This is a genomic window from Nocardia sp. NPDC056952 (genome assembly GCF_042674185.1).
Lineage (GTDB): Bacteria > Actinomycetota > Actinomycetes > Mycobacteriales > Mycobacteriaceae > Nocardia.
Genome location: NZ_JBHURA010000001.1, coordinates 1356396 through 1373491, shown reverse-complemented (window position 1 = coordinate 1373491; position 17096 = coordinate 1356396). Strand labels below are relative to the sequence as shown.

Here is a 17096-nt window from a genome sequence, read left to right as displayed (position 1 = left end):
ATGTCTGCCTTTCCGGGCGGACGAGACCGCCCTGTCCACAACTGAATCAATCGCAGTGCACCTGTGCCGTGATGGCCTGTGTGCGCGAGCAACAATCGGCGATGGCTGTCATTTGTTCGCCGCAGCGGCGGTCAGGCGCTGCGGATCTCTTCGGCGACGCGGTGGCCCGACTCGGTGGCACCGTCGATGTAACCGGGCCAGCGCGTGGCGGTTTCGGTGCCTGCCCAGTGCAGCGGGCCGATCGGGCGGCGCAGCGCGGGTCCGAACCGGGTCAGCGTGCCGGGCGTGGTGAACGCGCCGTAGCAGCCGCGGCTGTATTCCTCTTCGGCCCAGTCTTTTTCGATGTAGTCGATGGGTTTACGCGCCCGCGGGCCGAAGTACCCGGCCAGATCCTCGAGCACCAGCGCGCGACGGTCGGCCGAGGCCAGCCGGGCGCTGGTGTCGGCGTGGCGGCCCTCGAGAAATCCGACCAGCACGCCGGGGCCACCGCCGAAGGGGGTGTTGTCGAAGACGGTGCCCAGGGCTCGCCGGTCGCTGTTGGCCTGCCCGGACCAGCCCTCGGCCCGCCAGAACGGTTCGTCGTAGGCGACATTGACCTTGATCACCCGGCCCATCGGCATCCGCTGCACGAGCTGGTCCCGATCACCGGGCAGGCCCGGGGCGAACCGGATCCGGGCGGCCAGTGGCGGCGGCACCGCGATCACGGCACGGCGCGCACGCACCGTCGCACCGTCGGCGCGGGCTCGCACTCCGGTGTCGTCCCAATCGATTTCGGTCACCGGACTGTTGAGGACGATCCGGTCCCCGAGTTCCTGGGCCATGCCCAGCGCGATGGTCTGGGTACCGCCCACGATCCGGTCCTGCTGGGCGCCCTGGGCGACGTTGATCAGCGCGTCGAGTCCGCCGGCGGCGCCGATGTAGAAGTTCGCCCACAGCGCCGACATGTCCTCCGGCCCCGCGGAGAACACGGCCTCGGTGATCAATCGGAAGAAGGCTCGCCCGTCGGCGGTATGGGCGTGGTTACGCAGCCAGGTGTCGAAGGTCTGCGCGTCCAGGGACTCTGCCAGCTCGTACTGCCACGGCGCGGCCCGGGCGACCTTGCGCGCCAAGCGGTCCAGCCGCAGCTGCGTCTGGGCGATGTCGAGAAGCGCCAGCGGGTTCACCCGTGGGATGCGGCCGGTGTACTCGGAACGGGATCGACCCAGCTCGGCGATGTGACGCCCGACGGTGTGGGTGGGGTAGGTCCGCAGGCCCAGCTCCCCGATCAGCGCCATCACGTGATGCTGGGTCGGACCGACCCACTGCCCACCGACCTCGATCGGCGAGCCACCGGGCAGCTCGGCGTTGAGCAGACGGCCACCCACCCGGTCCCGTGCCTCGAGCACCAGCACCTCGGAGCCGCTGCGTACCAGGTCACGGGCGGCGACCAGGCCCGCAGCTCCGGCGCCGACGATCACGACGTCCACCGACTTGTCCATACCGGCCACATCCTCGATTCAGAGCGAATCTGACATACACGCTGTATGTGCTAAACATAGCGCATGGAGTCTTTGCGTGACAAGCACGTCGAGAACACTCGACAGACGCTGCTCGAGACCGGGGCTCGCTTGTTCGCCGAACGGGAGTACGCCGATCTGTCGGCAGAGGAGCTGGTGCGGGCCGCCGGCCTCACCCGCGGCGCGCTCTATCACCACTTCGATGGCAAGAAGGGGCTGTTCGAGGCGGTCGTCGACGACCTGGAACAACAAGCGGCACAACGTATCCGAGCCGCATTGGACTCCTCGACCGATCCGGTGGAACGCGTCGATCGCGCGATGGAAACCTTCCTCGACATCTGCACCGAACCCGCGTACCGCCACATCGTGCTGCTGCAGGGCCCCATCGCGCTGGGCTGGCGACGCTGGCGTGAAGTCGACCAGCGCCACCTCATCGGGCTCGTCATCGAAGGCGCCCAACGCCTGCTCGATGCCGGCCATATCCACCCGCACCCGCCCGAACTGCTCGCCAGCGCCCTATACGGCGCCCTCACCGAAATGTCGCTCACCATCGCCGAATCCGACGATGTCACCCTCGGTCGCACTCGAGCGGCAGAGCTGGCCCGCGCCCTGCTCGGCGGGCTGATAATCGGCAGCGCACACCACTGAAAAAAACAGCACGAGCCCAGACCGTTTGCTAGGCCGGACCCGCAGGCCACGAGATCATTCGCCCGATGAAGGCAGGAGACGAAGGCCCCTCTGCACCGAGTTGACACTGCCGGACATTTGATCCGCCGAGGGTGCTCGAGGTCGTGCCACGTGTAGGCCCAGCGCATCGAGGGGACGAGTCCAGAAGATCAGGCCTTCGGCGCCCATCTGATCCTATCCGGTGTGAACATACGCGGGGCTTATCTCAGCTATACAGCGTGGCGATGTCCTTGGCGTGCCGTGCCATGACAACATTCCGTTTCAGCGACAGCTTCGGCGTGAGGTGCCCCGCTTCCTGCGTCCATTCGTCGGGCAAGATCCGAATCTTCTTGATTCCCTCGGCCTTGGACACCTTGGCATTGGCCGCACCGATTGCGCTATCGATCTCGTCTACGACCGCAGGCGCGTGCACCAGTACCTCGATCGGGGTATCTGTCGCCAGACCCTTTCTGGCCAGCCATCCCGGCAACGCTTCACGGTCCAGAGTGATCAGTGCGGCGATGAACGGCTGCCCGTCGCCGACGACCATCGCCTGGCTGATGAGCGGATGTGCCCGCAGCGAATCCTCGAGTGGCGCCGGGGAGACATTCTTGCCGGCCGCGGTCACCAGGATCTCCTTCTTGCGGCCCGTGATGGTGACATAGCCCGCGACGTCGACCGTGCCGAGATCGCCGGTGCGCAACCAGCCGTCGTCGAATGCTTCGGCGGTCGCTTCTGGATTGTTCCAGTAACCGTCGAACACGACCGGCCCGTGTACCAGCAATTCGCTGTCTTCGGCGACACGTACAGAGTGGCCGGGGAGTGGCCTGCCCACCGACCCCACCTGTGAGTGCGTGGCGGTGTTCAGCGTGATCGCCGCTGTGGTCTCGGTCAGACCGTAGCCCTCGTACACGGGAAGGCCGATCCCGCGATAGAAGTGGCCGAGTCGTGCCCCGAGCGGGCCGCCCCCGGAGACCGCGCTACGGCATTCTCCACCCAGCGCGGCCCGCAGTTTCGCGTACACCAGGCGCTCGAAGCAGAAGTGGCGTGCGCGCAACGACAGCCCCGGGCCACCCGTGTCGATCGCCTTGCTCCACTCGATGGCGGTGGCGGCGGCGTAGTCGAACACCACGCCCCGACCCGTGTCATGCGCCTTCTGCTCGGCGGAATTGAACACCTTCTCGAATACGCGCGGCACCGACAGCAGGAAAGTCGGCTTGAATGCGGCGAATTGGTCGACCAGCGTGGACCAATTCGAGGTGTGAGCGACCGTGGCCTTGGCTTCTACCGCACCGATCGAGATCACCCGGGCGAACACGTGTGCCAGCGGCAGGAACATCAGTGTTCTGTCGCCGTCCGACATCGTGTCCGCCAGTGCCGAGCGTGTGGCCGCCGATTCGGCGCGCAGGTTGCCGTGGGTGAGCATGACGCCCTTGGGCCTGCCCGTGGTTCCCGAGGTGTAGATCAACGTCGCCGGCGTACTCGCGGTGGTGGTCGCCACCAGATCGGCGACGACATCGTTGTCGAGTCCCGCGCCGCGCTCGGTCAGCGTCGCGATCGCTGCGTCATCGATCCTCAGCACCTCCTTCAATCCAGGTGCCGCCTCGGCGACTTCGCGCACGATCATGTCGTGTTCGGCGGTTTCGACGATCAGCAGCGCGGCGCCGGAATCTTCGAGAATCCACTGGGCCTGTTCGGCCGCCGAAGTCTCGTAGATGGCGACGGTGCAGGCACCGGCTGCCCAGATCGCGTAGTCCAGCAGCACCCACTCGTAGCGGGTGGCCGACATGATCGCCACCCGATCACCCATTTCGATCCCTGAGGCGATCAGACCTTTCGCCACCGCGGTCACCTGGGCGGCGAACTCGCCGATGCCGATGTCGGACCACGCGCCGCGACCATCGGGAACCTGGAACGGCACGTATCCAGGTTCGGTGCGGGCAAACTCGTACACCACCGAGGCAAGGCCTGCGTCGCTGGGAACGGTCTCGGTAGCGGGCGCCGTGAACTGCACGGTGCGACCTCCTCAATTATCTTGGACTATCACGTCTAACATTGAACGATCACGAAGCCCGGCGCACAAAGTCGCCTGGTCGCGATCCACGAGTCGACCCGGCCGAGAGCGTCAGCGGGTGCCGATGGACTGACCGAAGAAGGCCGCCAGTTCACCGCCGATGATCGAGACCCACTCCCCCCATGTGCGCGAATCCAACGCCATGGAGCCGACTTCATCGAGTTGACAACCGCTCTCGACCGGCACCCCAGCGAAGCGATCACGCATCCACATCATGGCGCTCGGCAGGCCGATACCCTCCAGGCTCAGATGCTCGCTGAAGTGATCACGGGTGTAGGTCACTCGCGCGTTCGGATCCTGACAGTAGGTGCCGTAGAGCTTGTTGACCGGCCCGACGGGCACCAGCCAATCCATGTTCGCCTGGTACAGGAACACCGGCATGTCCGGCACACTCTTACCCATCCGGGTGCGCTCGATCACCGCCTGGGCAGCCGGTGTCGCGAGGGGATCTCCGGGCGTATCGAACAGTCCTTTGATGTTCATGAACGGGAACAGTGCGGCCTGGAAACCGACGCACAGCTGGTCTTTTCCGGTCAGCAGTGCCTGCCCCAGCGGATTGTTCGTTTCGCGCAGGAAGGCGGCGAACTCCGGCTCTTCATGCGCCAGGCCGATGATGCCCGCGTACACCAGACCGGAGGCCGCGTTGTTGTTCGCCAGATTCACCAACTCCCCCAGGTCGGCATCTGTTCCGCCGGAGACCGCGCCGACGATATTCAGTTCCGGCGCATAGGTTTTGCGCATCTCGGCCGCCCACATCGTGGGGACCGAACCACCGGAGTAGCCCATCATCCCGACCTTGGTCGCCGCCCCGTCCAGACCCATCGGCGTGAAGTTCTCGGCCGCGCGAATGCCGTCGAGCGCGATCCGCCCGGCCAATGGGCCGTGCGCGAAGGCCGCGTTCGGCCCCTGATGATCGGGCACCACCACGGCCCAGCCCTGTTGCAACGCCACCTGGACCTCGAGGAAGCCGATCGGCGCGACCAGTTGACCGGTCACGAAGCCGGGCAGCGCCCACTGCTGGATCGAATACGACGAGGCGCAGTACTTACCCGTCGAGTCCTCGGCCATGTGGTACGAGAGCAAGTTGCGCGACCCGCGTGGCACTTCTCCGCGCGGCTTCAGCACGGTCGCGACAGCACCGATCGGTTCGTCGCGACTGTTGTTCGACCGATACGACAGCTGCCAGGCATCGACATTGAGCGGCAGCACGTTATAGGTCGCGACGTTGACCTGCCGCGCGGCGATGATCTCGCCGGGCTGCTTGGCTGCGACGACGTCCGCGGGCGGACGGTAGAAGGAATCGAACTCCGGTATCGCCGGTGAACTCACGAACGGCGGCGCGGGCTGCACGACTCCGTCGAACGGCACCGCCGACGCTGGAGCGACGACGACCGTAGCGGTCCCCGCGACCATCATCACGGCGAACGCGAGCGAACGGGCCCGCGACTTGGTTCGGCCGTGACGGTCTCTCACCGGCGCGCGCCAGTTCACTGCGGCCATATCGAGCACTCCCAGCATCATTGTTGGACGCGAATATCTAAGATGTGGGGCACACTACCCATCCGGCGAGAGATGAGGCAAGTCACAGCTGAGTCGACAACGAAGAACATCTGTCCCAGACGCTCGATCCCACAGGCTTCGCCCCCGAGCGCGTTGAGTGCACGCATGCCGACCTCAAACGATCCTGCTAAAAGGCACGGCAAGCAGCCAGGCCACGAGCGGCGATCGAGATTGGACATACATAGACAACGACGTCTAATGTTTCGCTGCGACTTGGAGCACGCAGCGTCTGGGTCAGTGCACTGGCGCACACTCGAGAGGTTGGGGAAGATGAACTTTCGTCCAGGAGCGGCTAGCCGCCGTCTGATCGGGCTGGCGGCGGGGGCGATGGCAATCGCGATGATCGCCGGCGCCGCCTCCAGCACGGCCGAGCCGGCCGCAGTTCAACCCGCCGCTCCGATTCCGGCTCCGCCGGAGCTCGATCCCGCCTTCTACCGGCCGGCCGCCGACATCGTCGCGGCGAAAGCGCCCGGGGAGATCATCGCCGCGCGTCAGGTGAACGTCGCAAACGCCGGTGTCATACCGCTCAACGTCGATGCATGGCAGGTGTCCTACCGGTCCAACAACAGCCGCGACCAGGCCATCCCGGCCGTCGCGACGGTACTCAAGCCGCGGAATTCGACACCGTCGAAGCTGGTGTCAATGCAGATCGCCGAGGATTCGCTGGCCGGGTACTGCGCGCCGTCCTATGCCGTGCAGCAATGGTCGCCTGCCATCCTGGCCGGTCAGATCGTCGCTCCGGCAGAGTTCGTGATCGCGCAAGCGGCAGTGCAGCAGGGCTGGGCCGTCGTGATCCCCGACCATCAGGGGCCCGACAGCGCGTATGCGGCTGGGCCACTGGCCGGCCGGATCACCCTCGACGGCATTCGGGCCGCCCGGAGTTTCGAGCCGCTACGAGTCACGCCGGACGCGCGCATCGGCATGTACGGATACTCCGGCGGCGCGATCGCCACTGGCCACGCGGCCGAGCTGAAACAAAGCTACGCACCTGAGCTCAATATCGTGGGTGTCGCCGAGGGCGGTGTTCCCGCCGATCTCGGTGCGGTGCTCAGCAACGGCAACAACGGGGCGTGGTCCGGGATCATCTACGCTGCGGTCCTCGGCCTTTCGCGTGAGTATCCGGATTTCGCGGAGATGTTGAACCGCGACCTCGACCCGCTGGGCAAAGGTCTGGCGACGATCAAGGGCGGGCTGTGCGTGCAGTACAACACCGCGCTGGTGCCCTTCCTGAACATCTCGGGCATGCTGCGGACTCCCGGCGGTGACCCGCTGCGCGACCCCGTCGTGATGGCGACCATGGACAAGACCCGCATGGGTAAGTCTGTTCCCGACATGCCGATGTATATCTGGAACGCCAACCCGGACGAACTCATCCCGGTCGGTCCGGTGAACACGTTGGTACACACCTACTGCGAAAGCCCCACGGCGACAGTGCAATACACGCGCGAGCACTTCGCCGAGCACATCACAACGGAGATCTCCGGGGCCGCGCCGGCGCTGCTGTGGTTGAAGGATCGACTCGACGGGGTTCCCGCACAGCCCGGGTGCAACATCACCGATGCGGGCTGGCTAGCCCTGAATCCGGACGGAATGACCTTGTTCGCGTCCATCTTCGGCGAGACGATCGCGTCGTTCTTCGGCAAACCGATCGGAGCGAAATAGTCGAGCGAACTCGGAGTGGACCGCCGAATCATCGGCTTGCTCCGAACTGTCCATCGGCTGCCGCTGACAGCGTTTTCCGCTGGTCAGCGAGCGTGCCGACCTGATCTGCGGTCACCCGGGCCACTGCGTTCGGGTGACCGTGGCCGAACGGCCCATTATCAACCGACCGCGCTCGGGCCACTAGAGTTGACGGCGTGATTGCGAGCGGGTCCCCACGTGTCTACGACGGTCGCCCGGTCGAGGATCGCCGGGCTGAACGGCGAGAGCAGTTCATCACAGCTGGTCTCGCCGTGTTCGGCGAGCAGGGCTATCAAGGCACATCCATCACGATGGTGTGCAAAGCCGCCGGGTTGGCCCGCGCGCAATTCTATGAGCATTTCGGCAACCGCGAGCAACTACTGCTGGCGGTATACGACCTGATTCAGGCTGATGCGCGTCGGGCGGTGGTCGAGGCGCTGAGCGAGGCCGGCGATGTGGACGCGCCCACGCGGGCGCGTATCGCTGTGCGTGCCTACGCCGAATCGATCGGGATGAACCCCCATCGTGCACGTGTATCTTTCGTCGAGATCGTCGGCGTGAGTGCCGATGTCGAGAAACACCGGGTCGACCAGCGTGAGATCTGGGTACAGTTCTTCACGGCAGAACTGAAGCAGGCGCGAGACCCGGACTTCGTTCCCGCAGGCGGTTTCCGCGCCGCAGCAACGGGTTTCATCGGAGCGCTCATGGCGCTGGTTCATCAGTGGAGCATCGGTGGAACGTCCGCCGAACTCGAGGATCTGGTCGAGGTTCTGACGCGCTTCCTCATCAGCGTGATGTGAAACCCTCCGCCGACCGCGCAGGCCGATTCACTAGCAACGGCGCTTCATGCCGTCGTTCGAGTCGATGCCGAGCACGCCTTGCGGTTGCGGTGTTGCGGCAAGTACCCGAGTTCCCCATCGACGACAACTCATGGCCACACATGCTTCGGGCGACTGATTGCCGGAGACCGGGCTGTCCAGGGCAATCAGTCGCCGGTGGTATCAGTCAGCCACAGGGATATCGATACCCGCGGCGCCGTGGAAGGCGGACAGCGTCACCACGGTGCCAGGTTCGGTTTCGCCGGCGTACAAGGGGTCCTCGGTGGCGAGGATGACGGCAAGCCGGTGGCCGGCGGGGACTCGATAGTCGGTGGCCTGCAAGCGCAGTTCGACTGCGGTGGGGTGTTCTGGTACGGCGTTGCTCACCGTGGTCGCGGCATGGGTGATGATCTTCAGGTTGCCGGTGACCACGTCCAGGTCGAAGAGATAGGCGACGACGGTGGCGGCCTTGGTGGTGGGCGTCACCGTCACACGAATTCGCGGGATGCCCGCGATGTGGTGCGGCGACGGGAGCGGAGCGCTCGTCCACACCGCTGCGGCGGAACGGTCGACCTCGGCGAGCTTGTGCCGCACGGGCATGAGCAGCCGCTCACGGAAGCCGTCCATGACCAGTTGATTCACGGCGCGGACATTCGGGTCCCCGGAACGGATGTTCCGACTGAACTCCGATGGCGGGTCGAGAACCAGCGCGCCGTCGCCGGATCCACTCGCGGGCGCGGCGAGATAGTAGGTGCGGATCGGGTTGGACGACCAGCCTTCCACACCGACGAAGGAGGAGACGGTGAAGCTGTGCATAGTCTCGGTGTGCACGGCACCGTCGTCATCGATGCCGTTGTCGACACCGTTGAGATAGTGGTCGAGCCAGTCGTATGCAGCCTCGGTGGTGCGGGTGTACACACCGAGCAGCAAGCCCGGGATCTCCACTGCCCCATGATCTCCGATTGCCAGATCCAGGCGCTTGGGGCCGGGGAACTCGGCGAAGTAGCTCAGCAGCTGGTTCTGGGGAAAAATGGTCTCGTGCCAGTAGCTGGTGAAGAAGGTCGGCACGGGGCGGCGCGGATCCGGCATGTGGGCGGGTGACCGTCGTCGCGCGTACTTCAGCACACCTTCGATGTCGGTGTTCGTCCGGAAGTCCTCGAGCACCTTCACCAGTTCGGCGCTGGGCTTCTCACTGATCGCAGCCAGCGCTTCAGCGGCGAGGATGTGGCGGGTCCCGTTGTCGTACAACGCTTCACCGAGGTCAGCCCATGTACTCAGGGCGACAACCGCTTTCACGCGCGGATCGGACTGGGCGACGAGCTGGCCGATGCCTGAGCCGTAGGAGATACCGGCCATGCCGATACGCTCCGGGTCTACCTCGATTTCCGGGTGATCGAGCGCCCAGCTGATCACCAGCGACCCGTCCGCGACGTCTTCGGGACCGGCCACTGTCAGCTCACCACCGGAACCGGGCAAGCCGCGCTCGGTATAGGCAACGACGGCGTAGCCGCGCATGAGCAGCCTGATCAGCGCTCCGGAGTACATTTTCCAGCCCGCCGGGTCCAAACCGGCGGGAAGCACGACAAGCGCATGGGGGCCACCGCTGGTCGGCCAGGCGGCCATCGCGTCGAGCAGATCGCCGTCGTAGCCGGGAATCTGGACCTGAGCGAACCGGCACCGCCCGCGGACGGCGGCGATGTCATCGACCAAGTAGTCGGGGACGCCGGCCGCGTTCCCGGTGAGCAGATCGGCAACGACGGCGAACGCGGCGGCTTCCTGATCGGGGGCGAGTAGACGCAGGCGGTCCGGGCGAGCTTCTGGCATGGCGATCTCCTGTCGAATTGGTGTATTTCACGGCAGCAGAACAGTTTCGCGACAAGCAAGGGAGCCACTGCGGGTTCAGATCCGAGCCCCCCGCTCACCAGTTATGCTACATCGACATCAATCATCTGCGTGTTCTGTTGCCACAGTTGATATCCGGATTCCCCGCCCCACACTTGTTGACTGATCATGTTCTGCCCCAACGCTTCACGGCGTCGAGCGGCCGGATACGGGGTGAACTACGCGACCTCTCGAAGTTCCCGGCAAACCAGCGCTCACCGCAATCACCCCTCGGTCGTCGAATATCCGAGGAAGTCTCCTTCACGTCCGACACCGGCCGACTTCTCACAGAAGAGCCCGCAGAGCAAGCTAGTTGATTAGCACAAGTAATCTAATGTATAGTTGCATTCTGCAAGTAAATATTCTCGTCTGGGAGTAGTCATGGCAGTGTCACCCGATACGGCTCAGAGCCTGATCAGAGAGCTCTATTTCATGGGCCGGACCATCCGCGCTGCCCTCTCCCATCCCGACGAAGGCGACCTGCTTCCAGGCGGTATCGGCGTACTGGGCTCGCTCGAGGCCAGGGGTCCGTGCCGGCAGGTGGATCTCGCGGTGGACTTGTGTATCAGCCCGTCGACACTGAGCAGGCATGTTGCCGAGCTGGTGCGCGCAGGCAACATTGCCCGCCACGCCGATCCCGACGACGGCCGGGCCACCCTCATCCAGATCACCGACGAAGGACGCGATCTGCTGGGGCGCGTCCGACTATCGCGGGCACAGGGATTGCAGACAGCTCTCACCCATTGGAGCGAGGAAGAAGCCGAACAGGCCACCTCGGTTGTTCGCAAGCTCAGGAATTCACTGGCCACGGTCGCGCCCCACACCGCGGTGGGCGCGCGCCGGCCGGTTTCGACAGAAAGTCAGGAAGCGGATGTCTGATCCAGTCGAGGCGGGGACGCGGCGGGCCCCGGTCGCGATGACCCATCGTCAAATCCTGGAAGCCATGACCGGGCTGCTGGCGGCGCTGTTCACAGCACTGCTCAGCACCACGATCGTGGCGACCGCGCTACCCACGATCATCGGCGACCTGGAGGGGTCGCAGACCGCATACGCCTGGGTCATCACCACAGCACTGCTGGCCAACGCCGCGTCCACCCCGATCTGGGGCAAATTCGCCGATCTGTTCAACAAGAAGCTGTTGGTCCAGTCGGCCATCGTCATCTTCGTCATCGGTTCGGTGATCGCGGGTGTCGCGGGCACTGTGCCCATGCTGCTGGCAGCACGAGTCATCCAGGGCATCGGCATGGGCGGCTTGACCGCGCTCGTCGTCGCGATCATCGGTTCCATCGTCTCGCCGCGTGAACGCGGACGCTATTCCGGCTACATGGGTGCTGTGATGGCGGTGTCGATGTCGGGCGGACCCATCCTCGGCGGTGTCATCGTCGACAGTCCGCTCGGCTGGCGCTGGTGCTTCTTCGTCTGTGTGCCCTTGGCCGTGATCGCCCTGGTGCTGCTGCAGCGGACCCTGCGGCTGCCGACCGAACGCAAGGCCGGGGTGTCGATCGACTGGCTCGGTGCCGCCCTGATGACGGCCGGTGTGTCGGTGCTGCTCATCTGGGTGTCGTTCGCGGGGAAGGCGGACTACTACGCGTGGTTCTCCCGCGAATCGGCCCTGTACGTCGGCGTGGGCGTAGTGCTGCTGCTCGCGACCCTGCTGGTCGAATCCCGAGCCAAGTCACCGATCATCCCGCTCTCGATCGTCACCGAGCGCACCACCGGTCTGGCGATCATCGCCTCGATCGCGGTCGGAATCGGCATGTTCGGAGCGACCACCTTCCTCGGCCAGTACTTCCAGACCGCGCGCGGATACTCACCGACGGTGGCCGGCGTGCTGACCATCCCGATGGTCGCGGGCATGCTCGTCGCCTCGACCGGTTCGGGACAGCTGATCACCCGGTTCGGGAAGTGGAAGGCGTTCGTCGTCACCGGCGGTGCGCTGCTGGTGGTCGGGTTCGGGCTGCTCTCGACGATCGATCACGCCACCAACCTGTGGCTGGTCGGCACCTACATCGCCGTTGTCGGGCTCGGTGTCGGCATGATGATGCAGAACCTGGTGCTGGCCGTGCAGAACACCGTGAGCGTGCACAATATCGGCGCCGCATCGAGCAGCGTCGCGTTCTTCCGCACGTTCGGTGGCGCGATCGGTGTCTCGGTGCTGGGATCGGTCCTGGCTACCCGGGTGGGCGAGCTGTCGACAGAAGGTTTCGCGAAGATCGGTGTGACAACCAGTTCCTCCGGCGGCAGCAATCTGAACCTGCACGGCCTACCCGCACCGATAGCGACGATCGTGCGCGCCGCCTACGGTGACGCGACCGGCCGGATCTTCCTCATCGCCACGGGGGCGGCGGTCGTCGCCCTCCTGGCGACCGCGTGGCTTCCCAACCGTCCGCTGCGCAGCACAATCGATATCGATCCGGCCCTCGACCCGACCGCGAAAGAGTCTGCCTCGCAGGACAATCCGACCGAAGCCGACCGAATGGCAGCGCTGGATGCCGAATTGGCCGTACTCGCGGAGTCGAGGTGGGAAGAAGACCCGTTCTGGGAAGGCGCTGAGCGAGTGTTGTCCGAATCAGAGCTGGTGCCGACTGCTTCGGCCGGACGGCATGCGCCGGTAGATCAGAACGGTCATCGGGCCTACCAGGTCGACACGTCGTCGCAATCCGCTCCGTCCACCGGCGACTTGTCCGGCTCGGACATCGGCGGTGGAGCGGTGGACGGACACGTCCGCCGCGAGAACGGTCAGCCATTGCCGGGTGCGGTGTTGACGTTGATCGATCAGACCGGCCGTCAGGTCGCGCGGGCGTGCAGTGCCGCTGATGGTGGCTATGCGATCAGTGCGCCGGAGCCGGGTGGTCATGTGTTGATCGTGTCGGCGATGGGGCACCAGCCTGCCGCGGTCAATGTCTCGGTCGGTCAGCGCACCCAGCGGATGGATCTGACCCTGGTCGGTTCCGGTGAGCTGTCGGGTGTCGTCCGTACCGCTGCCCACGGCTCGCCGTTGTCGGGCGCGACCGTCACCTTGACCGATATGCGCGGTGAGGTGGTCGGGGCCGCTGTCACGGGCGGTGACGGCACGTACCTGTGCCACGGCGTGGTGTCGGGTGTCTACACCTTGGTCGCGGCGGCTGAGCACATGCGTCCCAGCGCAACCACATTGACGGTGCCCGACAGTGGCGTAATGCGTCACGACATCGAGTTGACCGCGATGGCGGTGCTCGCCGGATCGGCGCGGGCCGACGGCGATCGGGCGGTGCCGGACGTGCTGGTCACGGTGCTCGACGCCGCGGGTGAGGTAACCGCATCGGCGCGCACCGACGAGAACGGCCGCTATGTCGTGACCGATCTCGCCGAAGGGCAATACACCGTTGTTGCCCGTGGTTATCCGCCGGTGACCGGGCAGGTCACCGTGACCGGTGGCGAAGCCGCCTACGACGTGCGGCTCGGCTACGAGCTCGGGGATCGTTGATGAGCGGGTTGACCGGTCGGGTTCGCACCGCGGAGGGGTGGCCGGTGCCGGACGCGGTGTTGACGGTGACGGATATGACGGGCAGCCAGATCGCCCGTGCGGTAGCCGACGAAACCGGAGCGGTGAGCACCGGACCGCTGCCCGCGGGTGTCCACACCGCGGTGCTCACCGCTGTCGGGTTCGAGCCGGTGGCACGGATCGCGCAGATCTCTTCCACGGGGACGGGCGTACTCGGCGAGGTGGTGCTGGTGCCGGCGGTGGGGGCAGTGGCGTTGCCCCCACCGGGGCCGTGGACGATCGATCCGGCACATTCGACGGTGATCGCCACCGCGCGTCATCTGGGAATCGCGAGTATCAAAGCCCGATTCGCCGAGGTGAGTGGGCGACTCGATATCGCTGAGTCGTTCGAGCGATCCACTGGGCATGCGGAGATCAAGGCAGCGGGTATCGATACCGGAATCTCGATGCGTGACAATCACCTGCGCTCGCCGGAGTTCTTGGACGTCGACAGGTATCCGCTGATCACTTTCACCGGTCACGGGTTGCGCCGTACCGGGGGTGACACCTGGGTGATGCCGGGTGAGCTGACCATGCACGGGCAGCGCCGCTCGGTCGACCTCGAGGTGGCCTTCGGCGGGTTCGGGCCCGATCCGTGGGATGGCGTACGCGCCGCGTTCCACGCCGAAACACTCTTGCACCGCAACGATTTCGCGATCGACTACAACGCGATCGTGCGCACGGGCGTGGCCGCCGTCGGCACCACCGTCAAAATCGAACTCGACATCGAAGTCGTACAGGGCGAGCAGCTACCCGCAATCTAGCGGAGCACTCACACCTTGTCGCCGCGGCTTGTCGAGCCAGAAAGCGAGTCCGGCGCGATCAGCGCGGGCGGGCATCGAGCACACAGTCCGGCGCGGCCGTGGGAACCGTCCGCAGCAGCGTGAAACCGCCGCGCGCGAGCAGCTCGCGGAACTGTGCCTCGGTGCGTTCGTGGCCGCCGTCGGTGTTGACCAGCATCTCCAGGTCGATGAACTTGCCCGGGTGCGGACGCTGATGATCGGGCAGCACCAGTTCGATCACCAGCAGCCGGGCGGACGGATCCATCGCGGCGTGGATCGTGCGCAGGATCTGCTCGGCCTTGGCGTCGGACCAGTCGTGCAGGATGTGTTTGAGCAGGTAGACGTCACCACCTGCCGGAACCTCGTCGAAGAACGACCCCTCCCGCGCCGCGCAGCGCCCCGCCAGCCCGTGCGCCGCGAGTTCGCTGTCCAGGTTCGCGACCACGTCGGGCAGGTCGAACACGATGCCCTCCGCGTCCGGGTAGCGATCGAGGATCTCCACCAGCAGGCTGCCGCGCCCGCCACCGACATCCACCAAGGTGCCGAACTGGCCGAAATCGTAAGCCGCCAGCAGTGGTTCGATGGACAGCGTGGAGATGCTGGTCATCGCGCGGTCGAACAGGTCGCCGATCTCGCGGTGCGTCGCGGCGTACTCGAAGAAGCTCGCACCGTCGAGAGCGGGGCCGACGGCTTCGCCGGTGCGTACCGCGTCGGTCAGGTGGGTCCAGTGGTTGCGGTGATACGGCGAACCGAAGAACAAGGACGTATCGCGCAGCGTCACCTCGCCGTCGGAGCACAGCGACTCACCCATCCTGGTGAGGCCATAGGAACCGTCGCGATGCTGGGCGAACACCCCGAAACTCACCAGCAGACGCATCAGCCTGCGCACGCCGTCCTCGTCGGCGCCCACCGCCGCGGCCAGCTCGGCGGCCCCGCGCCGCCCACGGGCCAGTTCGTCGGCGATACCCAGCTCGGCCGCGGCGCTGATCGCCTGCGACAGGAATCCGGCGATCTGTAGTTCCAGTAGCGCGATATGGCCGGGAACCAGTCGGCGATGCAGCGCCGAGAGCGCGTCGCGCACTCGCTCGATGGCTCGCAGAACCGGTGTGGGTGGTGGCTTCTTCAGTGCTGTGGACGTCATGAGACTCCATCGTCGGCCGGTTGACCTGCACGTACGCGAGGGAGTTTACGGGAACCGCCCGCGTCGGGATACAGGAATCTGGGTCAGGTCGAAGTCTGGTCCGAGGCATTTTCGGCACGGCGCAGCAGGTAGTTCCATCCGGCCAGCACTTGGGTCCGATCCCAGACCTGGCCGCGTTTGAAGTCCGTTTCGGACTCACTGGACCAGGTCTTGGGACCACCCGCCGACAGCGACATGAGTTGGGTTCGGCAGGCGCGTTCGAGCAGGACGGCGTACATGACGGCGGTGGCTACGTCGGGGCCGACGGTGACCGCGCCGTGGTTGGGGATGAGGACCGCATCGGCGTCACCGAGCGTGCACGCCAACGCGTGACCCAGTCGAGTCGAGTCGATGAGCGCGCCGGTCTCGGTGAAGCGTGGCAGCCGCGAATTGGCGAACAGGACACCGTCGTGGGAAATCGGACGCAGCTCACAGTTGAGTGAGGCGAATGCCGACAGCGTCGGCGCGTGGGTGTGGACGACACTGCCGACGTCGGGGCGTGCCGCCATGATGGCGGTGTGGATGGGGTATTCGAGGTGGCGTCGACCGGTGCCGTCGAGCACCTCGCCTTCGGGCGAGACCAACACGACTTTGTCGGTGTCGATCTCCTCGAATCCCCACCCGGAGGCTTTCATCCACACGCCCCGACCGCCGGGGTCACGCACCGACGCGTGTCCCCAGACCATGTCGCCGAGACCGGCAACGGCGAGAACACGGCTCGCCTGCACGACGTGTGTTCGAGGGTCGGTCACGAAATCTCCTGACGGTTCTACAGGGCGCGGGCGGCGGCGGGCACGAGGACGACGACCTCGGTGTCGACGGGGGCCAGCGTTGCCAGCAGGTGGTGGTGCATGTTCTGGTGGGCGAGAGCCAGTCCCGCCTGATGGATGGGTACGGCGACGCGAGGCGCGACGGCCCTGAGAAAGTCGATACCTTCTTGCAGTTTCATCCACGGGCCTCCGGCAGGCACGAACAAGGTGTCCACCGGGGCAGGCGGCAGATCGAACGCGTCGCCGGGATGGAAGACCGCGCCTTCGACGAGATAGCCGTTGTTGCGTGAGGTCGGTAGCTCAGGGTGGATACAGGCGTGCTCGCCACCGGTTACCTGAAGTTCGACTCCCCCGACCGTCAACGCGTCTCCGGGTTCGGCGATCACACGGACAGCGGCGTAGCCATCGAGCGCCTCGGCCGCGTCCGCGCCGACAACGATGCGCGCCTGGGGGTTTCGGTCCAGCAGGGCTGTGGTCCTTGCGATGTCGAAATGGTCGGGGTGCGCGTGGGTGATCAGGACCAGGTCCAGGTCGCGCAGTTCTTCGAATCCGTTCGAGTAGGTGCCGGGGTCGATGAGCACGCGGCGGTCGGCGGTGGTGCCCGCGATCTCGATCAGGACGCAGGCGTGCCCGTAGTGGGTGATGTTCACAGCAGATCCTTGGTGG

At 65.7% G+C, this 17096-nt stretch carries 13 protein-coding genes and 1 pseudogene; 7 read left to right on the top strand and 7 right to left on the bottom strand.

Annotated features, from left to right (window positions below; all coding sequences use genetic code 11):
• Nucleotides 1-131: 131 nt before the first annotated feature.
• Nucleotides 132-1478 carry a flavin monoamine oxidase family protein gene (locus tag ACFTS5_RS06225; protein WP_378627915.1) on the bottom strand — a complete coding sequence of 449 codons (1347 nt, stop codon included), beginning with the start codon at nt 1476-1478 and terminating at the stop codon, nt 132-134.
• 63 nt (nt 1479-1541) lie between these two features.
• Here ACFTS5_RS06225 and ACFTS5_RS06220 point away from each other — a divergent pair, with 63 nt between their 5' ends.
• Nucleotides 1542-2144 carry a TetR/AcrR family transcriptional regulator gene (locus ACFTS5_RS06220; RefSeq protein WP_378627913.1) on the top strand — a complete coding sequence of 201 codons (603 nt, stop codon included), beginning with the start codon at nt 1542-1544 and terminating at the stop codon, nt 2142-2144.
• Nucleotides 2145-2388: 244 nt separating this feature from the next.
• Here the strand turns inward: ACFTS5_RS06220 and ACFTS5_RS06215 are convergent, their stop codons facing one another.
• Both ACFTS5_RS06215 and ACFTS5_RS06210 read right to left on the bottom strand, forming a co-directional pair.
• On the bottom strand, nt 2389-4176 hold the full coding sequence (locus ACFTS5_RS06215; RefSeq protein WP_378627912.1) for an AMP-dependent synthetase/ligase: 1788 nt from the start codon (nt 4174-4176) through the stop codon (nt 2389-2391).
• 111 nt (nt 4177-4287) lie between these two features.
• On the bottom strand, nt 4288-5736 hold the full coding sequence (locus ACFTS5_RS06210) for a lipase family protein (protein WP_378627910.1): 1449 nt from the start codon (nt 5734-5736) through the stop codon (nt 4288-4290).
• 387 nt (nt 5737-6123) lie between these two features.
• Between ACFTS5_RS06210 and ACFTS5_RS06205 the strand changes: the two genes are divergently transcribed.
• Both ACFTS5_RS06205 and ACFTS5_RS06200 read left to right on the top strand, forming a co-directional pair.
• Nucleotides 6124-7458 carry a lipase family protein gene (locus ACFTS5_RS06205; protein WP_378628356.1) on the top strand — a complete coding sequence of 445 codons (1335 nt, stop codon included), beginning with the start codon at nt 6124-6126 and terminating at the stop codon, nt 7456-7458.
• A 194-nt stretch (nt 7459-7652) separates the two neighbouring features.
• Nucleotides 7653-8276 (top strand): TetR/AcrR family transcriptional regulator, encoded by a 624-nt coding sequence (locus ACFTS5_RS06200; protein WP_378627908.1) that lies wholly within the window; start codon nt 7653-7655, stop codon nt 8274-8276.
• 201 nt (nt 8277-8477) lie between these two features.
• Here ACFTS5_RS06200 and ACFTS5_RS06195 read toward each other — a convergent pair whose 3' ends face one another.
• Complete coding sequence (locus ACFTS5_RS06195) at nt 8478-10118, bottom strand: CocE/NonD family hydrolase (protein ID WP_378627907.1); 1641 nt, start codon at nt 10116-10118, stop codon at nt 8478-8480.
• Nucleotides 10119-10556: 438 nt separating this feature from the next.
• On the opposite strand from ACFTS5_RS06195, the gene ACFTS5_RS06190 reads away from it, so the two are divergent.
• The 4 genes and pseudogenes from ACFTS5_RS06190 to ACFTS5_RS06175 all read left to right on the top strand — a co-directional run bounded on the left by ACFTS5_RS06190 (nt 10557) and on the right by ACFTS5_RS06175 (nt 14462).
• A complete protein-coding gene (locus ACFTS5_RS06190; protein WP_378627904.1) occupies nt 10557-11054 on the top strand; it encodes a MarR family winged helix-turn-helix transcriptional regulator in 498 nt (165 codons plus the stop codon).
• A gap of 37 nt (nt 11055-11091) precedes the next feature.
• Nucleotides 11092-12603, top strand: a pseudogene (locus ACFTS5_RS06185) (MDR family MFS transporter); the annotation flags it as partial.
• A gap of 48 nt (nt 12604-12651) precedes the next feature.
• Nucleotides 12652-13641, top strand: a complete 990-nt coding sequence (locus ACFTS5_RS06180; RefSeq protein WP_378628353.1) for a collagen binding domain-containing protein — start codon at nt 12652-12654, stop codon at nt 13639-13641.
• Nucleotides 13641-14462, top strand: a complete 822-nt coding sequence (locus ACFTS5_RS06175; protein WP_378627901.1) for a YceI family protein — start codon at nt 13641-13643, stop codon at nt 14460-14462. The genes ACFTS5_RS06180 and ACFTS5_RS06175 overlap by 1 nt, the downstream gene beginning before the upstream one ends.
• 58 nt (nt 14463-14520) lie before the next feature.
• Here the strand turns inward: ACFTS5_RS06175 and ACFTS5_RS06170 are convergent, their stop codons facing one another.
• The 3 genes from ACFTS5_RS06170 to ACFTS5_RS06160 all read right to left on the bottom strand — a co-directional run bounded on the left by ACFTS5_RS06170 (nt 14521) and on the right by ACFTS5_RS06160 (nt 17080).
• The gene (locus ACFTS5_RS06170) at nt 14521-15621 is read right to left on the bottom strand and encodes a methyltransferase (protein ID WP_378627900.1); all 1101 of its coding nucleotides are present in this window, start codon (nt 15619-15621) and stop codon (nt 14521-14523) included.
• Between the two features lie 83 nt (nt 15622-15704).
• Nucleotides 15705-16412 carry a class II aldolase/adducin family protein gene (locus ACFTS5_RS06165; RefSeq protein WP_378627897.1) on the bottom strand — a complete coding sequence of 236 codons (708 nt, stop codon included), beginning with the start codon at nt 16410-16412 and terminating at the stop codon, nt 15705-15707.
• A gap of 17 nt (nt 16413-16429) precedes the next feature.
• Nucleotides 16430-17080, bottom strand: coding sequence for an MBL fold metallo-hydrolase (locus ACFTS5_RS06160; RefSeq protein ID WP_378627896.1), 651 nt, complete (start codon nt 17078-17080; stop codon nt 16430-16432).
• Between the last annotated feature and the right edge of the window lie 16 nt (nt 17081-17096).

Excerpts from the sequence above, each read along its gene's own strand:
- ACFTS5_RS06225 (WP_378627915.1), bottom strand. The coding sequence starts at position 1,478 with ATGGACAAGTCGGTGGACGTCGTGATCGTCGGCGCCGGAGCTGCGGGC.
- ACFTS5_RS06220 (WP_378627913.1), top strand. The coding sequence starts at position 1,542 with ATGGAGTCTTTGCGTGACAAGCACGTCGAGAACACTCGACAGACGCTG.
- ACFTS5_RS06210 (WP_378627910.1), bottom strand. The coding sequence starts at position 5,736 with ATGGCCGCAGTGAACTGGCGCGCGCCGGTGAGAGACCGTCACGGCCGA.
- ACFTS5_RS06205 (WP_378628356.1), top strand. The coding sequence starts at position 6,124 with ATGGCAATCGCGATGATCGCCGGCGCCGCCTCCAGCACGGCCGAGCCG.
- ACFTS5_RS06195 (WP_378627907.1), bottom strand. The coding sequence starts at position 10,118 with ATGCCAGAAGCTCGCCCGGACCGCCTGCGTCTACTCGCCCCCGATCAG.
- ACFTS5_RS06190 (WP_378627904.1), top strand. The coding sequence starts at position 10,557 with ATGGCAGTGTCACCCGATACGGCTCAGAGCCTGATCAGAGAGCTCTAT.
- ACFTS5_RS06180 (WP_378628353.1), top strand. The coding sequence starts at position 12,652 with ATGGCAGCGCTGGATGCCGAATTGGCCGTACTCGCGGAGTCGAGGTGG.
- ACFTS5_RS06175 (WP_378627901.1), top strand. The coding sequence starts at position 13,641 with ATGAGCGGGTTGACCGGTCGGGTTCGCACCGCGGAGGGGTGGCCGGTG.
- ACFTS5_RS06170 (WP_378627900.1), bottom strand. The coding sequence starts at position 15,621 with ATGACGTCCACAGCACTGAAGAAGCCACCACCCACACCGGTTCTGCGA.